Consider the following 7,455-nt stretch of genomic DNA (forward strand, 5'->3'; position numbering starts at 1 on the left):
CAGCGTACAGCTGGAGGCGTTGGAGGCATACTTCGAAAATTTTGCGTAAACAGAAATAAAGAGCTGACAGAACTATGTTCGAACAACGCGTAAATTCTGACGTACTGACCGTTTCTACCGTTAACTCTCAGGATCAGGTGACTCAAAAGCCTCTCCGTGACTCGGTTAAACAGGCACTGAAGAACTATTTTGCTCAATTGAATGGTCAGGATGTGAATGATCTCTATGAGCTGGTACTGGCTGAAGTAGAACAGCCCCTGTTGGACATGGTGATGCAATACACCCGTGGCAACCAGACCCGTGCTGCCCTGATGATGGGTATCAACCGCGGTACTCTGCGTAAGAAATTGAAAAAATACGGCATGAACTAAGTTTCGTTCATGACGGTTAAAAAGGCGCTCTTCGGCATGGGGAAGCGCCTTTTTTAATGCCTGACATTCCCTCGCTTTTCCCCCCTTCCCAGACGTTACTTTTCGTGTATATTGCCAGCCATTCACGCAATCTCATTTCAGGTGCAGGTATGCTTCGTAAGTACGGTTGGCTGGTTGTCTTCGCCCTCTTTATGTTTCTGTTCGATGGACTGCTGATGCAGTGGATAGAGCTGTTAGCGACCGAAAGCGAAAAATGCCGCAATATGAACTCCGTGAATCCTCTCAAGCTGGTGAACTGCTCCAGCCTGGAATAAAAGTATGCCGGCAACGTCGGCGAACATGCTGATATTCCACGCTAAAATAAGGGTTTTAAATCCCTTTGAGTCCCTTAATGTCGATGGTAATGTCACAGCCCTCACACCCCGTGAATGAGTTGATGACACCATGCTGCCCAGCCATTACGACCCCATTCTGGTCGCCATTTCCTTTGTGATTGCCATCCTCGCGGCCTGGACTGCGCTGAACATGGCGGGCCGCGTGTCGACAAGCCAGGGCCGAGCTACCGCGCTGTGGCTGACCGGCGGCGGAATGGCGATGGGTATTGGTGTCTGGGCGATGCATTTCATCGGCATGCTGGCGATGGATAACGGCATGGCTATGCGCTATGACCCTGCCCTGACGGCGATCTCCATGGCTGTGGCCATAGCCTCTTCTCTGTTTGCGCTGTGGCTGGTCAGTGTCGATCACCTTAGGCTGAAGCGGCTTAGCCCGGGAGCCGTCGTAATGGGGACTGGCGTAGTGCTGATGCACTACACCGGGATGGCGGCGATGAACGTGAGTCCGCCCATTGTCTGGGATTATCGCTGGGTCGCGCTCTCCGTCATCATCGCCCTGCTTGCCTCATTTGCCGCACTCTGGCTCACTTTTCGTTTACGCCATGAGGCGGCACAGGTCGCCCTGATGCGTTTTGGTGCAGCCGTCCTGATGGGCATAGCCATTGCCGGAATGCACTACAACTCGCCTCCCGAACCGCGTGTTGTTTGAAGATCGTCTTGAACAAGCCATCAGCAAAGCCAATCGGGAAGATCGCCCCTTTGCCTTAATGTTTATGGACCTGGACGGTTTTAAGGCGGTGCATTACCAGCCTAAGTTTCATGCTTCCAGCGGCGCTATTATGGGCTTTGAAGCGCTGCTGCGCTGGGAGCATCCGTCCAAAGGGCTGCTCGCCCCCGATCTCTTCCTGCCTTTGGCGGAAAAAACGGGGATCATCATTCCGATGGGCAACTGGGTTATTGATGAGGCCTGTCGCCAGCTGGCCGAGTGGCGCACAGAAGGGCAATTGAACTGGTCTATGGCCGTGAACCTCTCCGCCCTGCAATTCGAACAGGAGATGTTGATTGAGACGGTGATGTCGACGCTATGCCGCCACAACATCCCGCCAGAAATGTTGATTCTGGAAGTGACTGAAACCACAGCTATGCATAATCCGGAGCAGAGTGTTGAGGTGTTAACGCGCCTGACAGAACTCGGCGTGAAGGCATCTATCGACGACTTTGGGACAGGTTATTCCAGCCTCCTCTATCTTAAGCGGCTTCCTGCATGCGAACTGAAAATTGACCGGGTCTTTGTTCAGGAGCTCAATGGCGAGGGTGAAGACGCCACGATTGTCTCGGCAATTGTGGCCCTGGCAAGAACGCTTAATTTGCGGGTTGTGGCTGAGGGTGTTGAGACACCGGCTCAACGGGAGTTTCTGACAGAGCTTGGCTGCAACACATTGCAAGGATACCTGTTGGGTAAACCGATGAGTGCCGATGCTATCCGCGCCAGCACCAGATAAAAAAAGCGACACCTGACTGAAATTTAGTTTTTCCTTCTGCATATTTTCTACATTATTATCGGGATATTCACCAAATCCTCCACGATGTTTACAGTTCAAATAAATTGAGATTATTTGTCCCTCTATGGGTCAACATCACGGTGATAAAATAGCCGCAATTCCGCAAAACAACAGGTTCAGTAGTGCGGCGTGATATTGAGGTAATATGATGAAAAGATTGATTTCAGTTGCATTGCTGACCGCTCTGCTTGCAGGCTGCGCACATGATTCACCTTGCGTGCCGGTTTATGACGATCAGGGGCAGCTGGTTCATACCAATACCTGTGTGAAAGGTACGACGCAGGATAACTGGGAAACAGCGGGCGCTATCGCTGGCGGCGCTGCTGCTCTGGCAGGCCTGACGCTGGGTATCGTCGCCTTAACCAAATAGTTTCACCGAAGCGCGGGCCCTCCCGCGCTTTTGCTTCAACATGGTGCAGTCCCCCGGATAAAAGTAAATAAATCGCGCTATCACCACGCTTAAAAAGAATAATTTCGTTTTTTAAATCATCGCCACCATCATGAAAAGTTATTACTCACCTAAATACACGTGATCGATTTCACAGTAATTCCCCCGTTCATTTTCACGCCAATATTAACCTGCGAAATCATTTCCCTTTTTGCTCTCAATACTGAAACTTTTTCGCTCTGATTTGTGGCACAGGTTTCAATTTTGCACCATCCCAGGGCGCTTACTTTTTTCTTTCCTGACTACACTCACTTTATTGCGCCACAGCGACCCTCTCGCTGGTGATTGCAATTCTGGCATTCCCTTTGCTTTAGAGGAAATGGCCATGGCCACAGACAGGTTTCGACGTTCTCCCGGACGTCATTATTTATAACGATAAATTTTCGCCACACAGGATGCTTTATGAAAAAGATGATGATCGCCAGCCTCACTGCGGCGGGCGTACTGTTTGCACTCTCAACTCAGGCACATGCGGGTACTACTTTCGATGCCGTCAAAAAGAAAGGCTTTGTGCAATGTGGTATCAGTGATGGATTGCCGGGTTTCTCCTATGCAGATGCCGACGGTAAATTCACCGGTATTGATGTAGACGTTTGCCGTGGTGTGGCTGCAGCGGTGTTTGGTGATGCCAATAAAGTGAAATATACCCCGCTCACCGCGAAAGAACGTTTCACCGCGCTGCAATCGGGTGAAGTCGACCTGCTGTCACGTAATACCACCTGGACCTCTTCTCGCGATGCGGGTATGGGGCTTTCTTTCACTGGCGTAACGTATTACGACGGTATCGGCTTCCTGACTCACGATAAAGCGGGCCTGAAAAGTGCAAAAGAACTGGATGGCGCGACCGTGTGTATTCAGGCGGGAACGGATACTGAGCTGAACGTGGCTGATTACTTCAAAGCCAACAACATGAAGTACACCCCAGTGACCTTTGACCGCTCCGATGAATCCGCTAAAGCGCTCGAATCTGGTCGCTGCGATACGCTGGCGTCTGACCAGTCGCAGCTTTACGCCCTGCGCATCAAGCTGAGCAAACCGGGCGACTGGATTGTCCTGCCTGAAGTCATTTCTAAAGAGCCTCTGGGGCCTGTTGTGCGCCGTGGCGATGACGAATGGTTCTCCATTGTTCGCTGGACGCTGTTTGCGATGCTGAATGCTGAAGAAATGGGCATCAACTCGAAAAACGTCGATGAGAAATTTGCGAATCCTTCCACCCCGGATATGTCACATCTGCTGGGCAAAGAGGGCGATTTTGGCAAAGACCTGAAGCTCGATAACAAGTGGGCCTACAACATCGTGAAACAAGTCGGCAACTACGCTGAGATCTTCGATCGCAACGTCGGTGAAGGCAGCGCGCTGAAAATCAAACGGGGTCAGAACAACCTCTGGAACAATGGCGGGATCCAGTACGCTCCGCCAGTACGTTGATTGTTAAGCAGTAACGGGCATCGCTTCGGCGATGCCCTCTCCAGAGTCTGGTTATTGAGGTTTCACTATGTCTCGTCGCCGCCTGACCGTAAAAGGACAGCTTTCCTTTTCCAACCCCACGGTTCGTGCCTGGCTATTTCAGATAATCGCAGTGGTAGCGGTTGCTGTAATTGCTATCTACCTTATCCACAACACCATTACCAACCTGAACAACCGCGGCATCACCTCCGGATTTGCCTTTCTCGATCGCAGCGCCGGGTTCGGCATTGTTCAGCATCTGATTGATTATCAGCAAGGAGACACCTACGGCCGCGTCTTTGTCGTCGGACTGCTGAATACCCTGCTGGTGTCGGCGCTCTGTATTGTTTTCGCCTCGGTCATCGGCTTTTTCCTTGGCCTTGCCCGCCTTTCAGAGAACTGGCTGCTGCGTAAGCTCTCCACGTTGTATATCGAAATTTTCCGCAACATTCCGCCGCTGTTGCAGATCTTTTTCTGGTACTTCGCTGTGTTGCGTAATCTTCCCGGCCCACGCCAGGCGGTTAACGCCTTCGATCTTGTTTTTCTCAGCAACCGTGGCTTGTACATTCCTGCGCCCCAGTTAGGGGAGGGATTATTGGCCTTTGCTGGCGCAATTCTTCTGGCCATCATGATTTCCGCAGGGCTTTACCGCTATAACAAAAACCTGCAAATCAAAACGGGGCAGATGAGGAGAACCTGGCCTGTCGCGCTTGGACTGATTGTTTGCTTACCGCTTCTGTCACACTGGATTTTCGGCGCAGCGATACATTGGGATGTCCCGGAGCTTCGTGGATTTAACTTCCGCGGTGGTATGGCGCTGATCCCGGAACTTGCCGCACTGACGCTGGCGCTGTCGGTCTACACCTCTGCCTTTATCGCCGAAATCATACGCGCGGGCATTCAGGCCGTACCTTATGGTCAACATGAAGCGGCACGCTCTTTAGGCCTGCCAAACCCAGTCACATTACGCCAGGTCATCATTCCTCAGGCTCTGCGGGTGATTATTCCCCCACTCACCAGCCAATATCTGAATATCGTCAAAAACTCGTCGCTCGCAGCGGCAATTGGTTATCCGGATATGGTGTCGCTCTTTGCCGGGACAGTACTGAATCAGACCGGCCAGGCCATCGAAACTATTGCGATAACCATGTCGGTGTACCTCATTATCAGCCTGACGATTTCGCTGCTGATGAACATCTATAACCGCCGAATGGCACTGATTGAGCGCTAGGGAGTCCCGATGACAAAAGCTCTTCTGTCACATCCTCCTCGCCCTGCCAGTGTCGGTTCAGGGCGGGTCATTAACTGGGTTCGCAAAAACCTGTTTTCCAGTTGGTCGAACACCCTGTTGACGCTGTTTTGCATCTGGGTGCTGTGGGAGGTCATCCCGCCTCTTCTTAACTGGGCTATCCTCCAGGCGAACTGGGTAGGCACCACACGGGCTGACTGTACTAAAGCCGGCGCCTGCTGGGTCTTCATTCACCAGCGTTTCGGGCAATTCATGTATGGCCTGTACCCGCACGACCAGCGCTGGCGCATAAACCTGGCATTAGTCATTGGTTTGCTCAGTATCGTGCCCATGTTCTGGAACGCGATGCCTCGCCGCGGACGCTATATCGCCTGCTGGGCAGTTATCTATCCAATCGTGGTGTGGTTCCTGCTGTATGGCGGTTTTCTTGGGCTGGAGCGCGTGGAAACCCGGCAGTGGGGCGGGCTGACGCTGACGCTGATCATTGCCTCCGTCGGGATTGCTGGCGCATTGCCTCTCGGCATACTGCTCGCGCTAGGGCGTCGTTCGACGATGCCTGTCGTGCGTATCCTGTCAGTTATTTTTATTGAGTTCTGGCGCGGCGTGCCGCTGATTACCGTCTTGTTTATGTCATCAGTAATGCTGCCGCTGTTTATGGCGGAAGGGACCAGCATCGACAAGTTAATCAGAGCGCTGGTCGGAGTCATTCTGTTCCAGTCAGCCTATGTCGCGGAAGTTGTTCGTGGCGGTCTGCAGGCCTTGCCAAAAGGACAATATGAAGCCGCGGAATCCCTTGCCCTGGGCTACTGGAAAACACAGGCACTGGTCATTCTGCCTCAGGCTCTGAAGCTGGTAATACCAGGGCTGGTTAACACCATTATCGCGCTCTTTAAAGATACCAGTCTGGTGATCATCATCGGCCTGTTTGATCTGTTCAGTAGTGTCCAGCAGGCAACCGTCGATCCCGTCTGGCTCGGCATGTCGACCGAGGGCTATGTCTTCGCCGCACTGATCTACTGGATCTTCTGCTTTAGCATGTCGCGCTACAGCCAACATCTGGAAAAGCGCTTTAACACCGGGCGTACGCCGCATTGAGGAAACTATGAGTCAAACATTACTACAACCGGCGGATGCGATGATTACGCTGGAAAACGTCAATAAGTGGTACGGGCAGTTTCATGTGCTCAAAGACATTAACCTGAATGTGAAACAAGGCGAGAGGATCGTGTTATGCGGGCCTTCAGGTTCAGGAAAATCAACGACCATTCGCTGTATCAACCACCTGGAAGAGCACCAGCAGGGGCGGATCGTGGTCGATGGGATCGAGCTCAACGAAGATATCCGCAACATCGAACGCGTTCGTCAGGAAGTCGGGATGGTGTTCCAGCACTTTAACCTGTTTCCTCATCTGACTGTATTGCAGAACTGTACACTGGCCCCCATCTGGGTCAGAAAGATGCCGAAGAAGGAAGCAGAGGCACTGGCCATGCACTATCTCGAACGAGTACGTATCGCAGAGCACGCCCATAAGTTCCCAGGGCAGATTTCTGGCGGGCAGCAGCAGCGTGTCGCTATCGCTCGTTCACTGTGCATGAAGCCTAAGATTATGCTGTTCGACGAACCCACTTCTGCGCTGGATCCAGAGATGGTGAAAGAAGTGCTGGATACCATGATTGGCCTGGCGCAATCCGGTATGACGATGCTTTGTGTGACTCATGAAATGGGCTTTGCCAGAACCGTCGCCGACAGAGTTATCTTTATGGATCGCGGGGAGATAGTGGAGCAGGCTCCGCCGGATCAGTTCTTTGCTAATCCAAAATCTGAACGAACTCGTGCGTTCCTTTCCCAGGTTATCCATTGAACCAGTTCTCCCCTGAGGGGGAGAATCTTCATTGGGTATAAAGCACAAAAGCAAAAAGCCCAGTCATAAGACTGGGCTTTTTGCTTAATTGATGTCTGGCAGTTCCCTACTCTCACATGGGGAGACCCCACACTACCATCGGCGCTACGGCGTTTCACTTCTGAGTTCGGCATGGGGTCAGGT

General features: G+C 52.1%; 7 protein-coding genes, 1 rRNA gene and 2 pseudogenes. 9 read left to right on the top strand and 1 reads right to left on the bottom strand.

Annotation, left to right across the window (positions count from 1 at the left end):
• Positions 1-74: 74 nt before the first annotated feature.
• The 9 genes and pseudogenes from fis to ACRCWW_RS07720 all read left to right on the top strand — a co-directional run bounded on the left by fis (position 75) and on the right by ACRCWW_RS07720 (position 7,272).
• Positions 75-371 (top strand): DNA-binding transcriptional regulator Fis, encoded by a 297-nt coding sequence (fis, locus tag ACRCWW_RS07680; protein ID WP_000462905.1) that lies wholly within the window; start codon positions 75-77, stop codon positions 369-371.
• A 149-nt stretch (positions 372-520) separates the two neighbouring features.
• Positions 521-685 (top strand): DUF2556 family protein, encoded by a 165-nt coding sequence (locus tag ACRCWW_RS07685; RefSeq protein WP_330984051.1) that lies wholly within the window; start codon positions 521-523, stop codon positions 683-685.
• Positions 686-815: 130 nt separating this feature from the next.
• A pseudogene (locus tag ACRCWW_RS07690) lies at positions 816-920 on the top strand (MHYT domain-containing protein); the annotation flags it as partial.
• A 39-nt stretch (positions 921-959) separates the two neighbouring features.
• Positions 960-2,208 (top strand): annotated as a pseudogene (locus ACRCWW_RS07695) (bifunctional diguanylate cyclase/phosphodiesterase).
• Between the two features lie 208 nt (positions 2,209-2,416).
• Entirely contained in the window at positions 2,417-2,638 is a 222-nt protein-coding gene (locus tag ACRCWW_RS07700; protein WP_438681884.1) for a lipoprotein, read from the top strand.
• A gap of 480 nt (positions 2,639-3,118) precedes the next feature.
• The gene (locus ACRCWW_RS07705) at positions 3,119-4,144 is read left to right on the top strand and encodes an amino acid ABC transporter substrate-binding protein (RefSeq protein WP_438681885.1); all 1,026 of its coding nucleotides are present in this window, start codon (positions 3,119-3,121) and stop codon (positions 4,142-4,144) included.
• Positions 4,145-4,211: 67 nt separating this feature from the next.
• Positions 4,212-5,393 carry an amino acid ABC transporter permease gene (locus ACRCWW_RS07710; RefSeq protein WP_438681886.1) on the top strand — a complete coding sequence of 394 codons (1,182 nt, stop codon included), beginning with the start codon at positions 4,212-4,214 and terminating at the stop codon, positions 5,391-5,393.
• A 9-nt stretch (positions 5,394-5,402) separates the two neighbouring features.
• A complete protein-coding gene (locus ACRCWW_RS07715) occupies positions 5,403-6,506 on the top strand; it encodes an amino acid ABC transporter permease (protein ID WP_438681887.1) in 1,104 nt (367 codons plus the stop codon).
• A gap of 7 nt (positions 6,507-6,513) precedes the next feature.
• Positions 6,514-7,272 carry an amino acid ABC transporter ATP-binding protein gene (locus ACRCWW_RS07720; protein WP_330984059.1) on the top strand — a complete coding sequence of 253 codons (759 nt, stop codon included), beginning with the start codon at positions 6,514-6,516 and terminating at the stop codon, positions 7,270-7,272.
• 93 nt (positions 7,273-7,365) lie between these two features.
• On the opposite strand, the gene rrf is transcribed toward ACRCWW_RS07720, so the two are convergent.
• A 5S ribosomal RNA gene (gene rrf / locus ACRCWW_RS07725) occupies positions 7,366-7,455 on the bottom strand; the annotation flags it as partial.

Origin of the sequence: Scandinavium sp., from assembly GCF_051650185.1 — a bacterium.
Lineage (GTDB): Bacteria > Pseudomonadota > Gammaproteobacteria > Enterobacterales > Enterobacteriaceae > Scandinavium.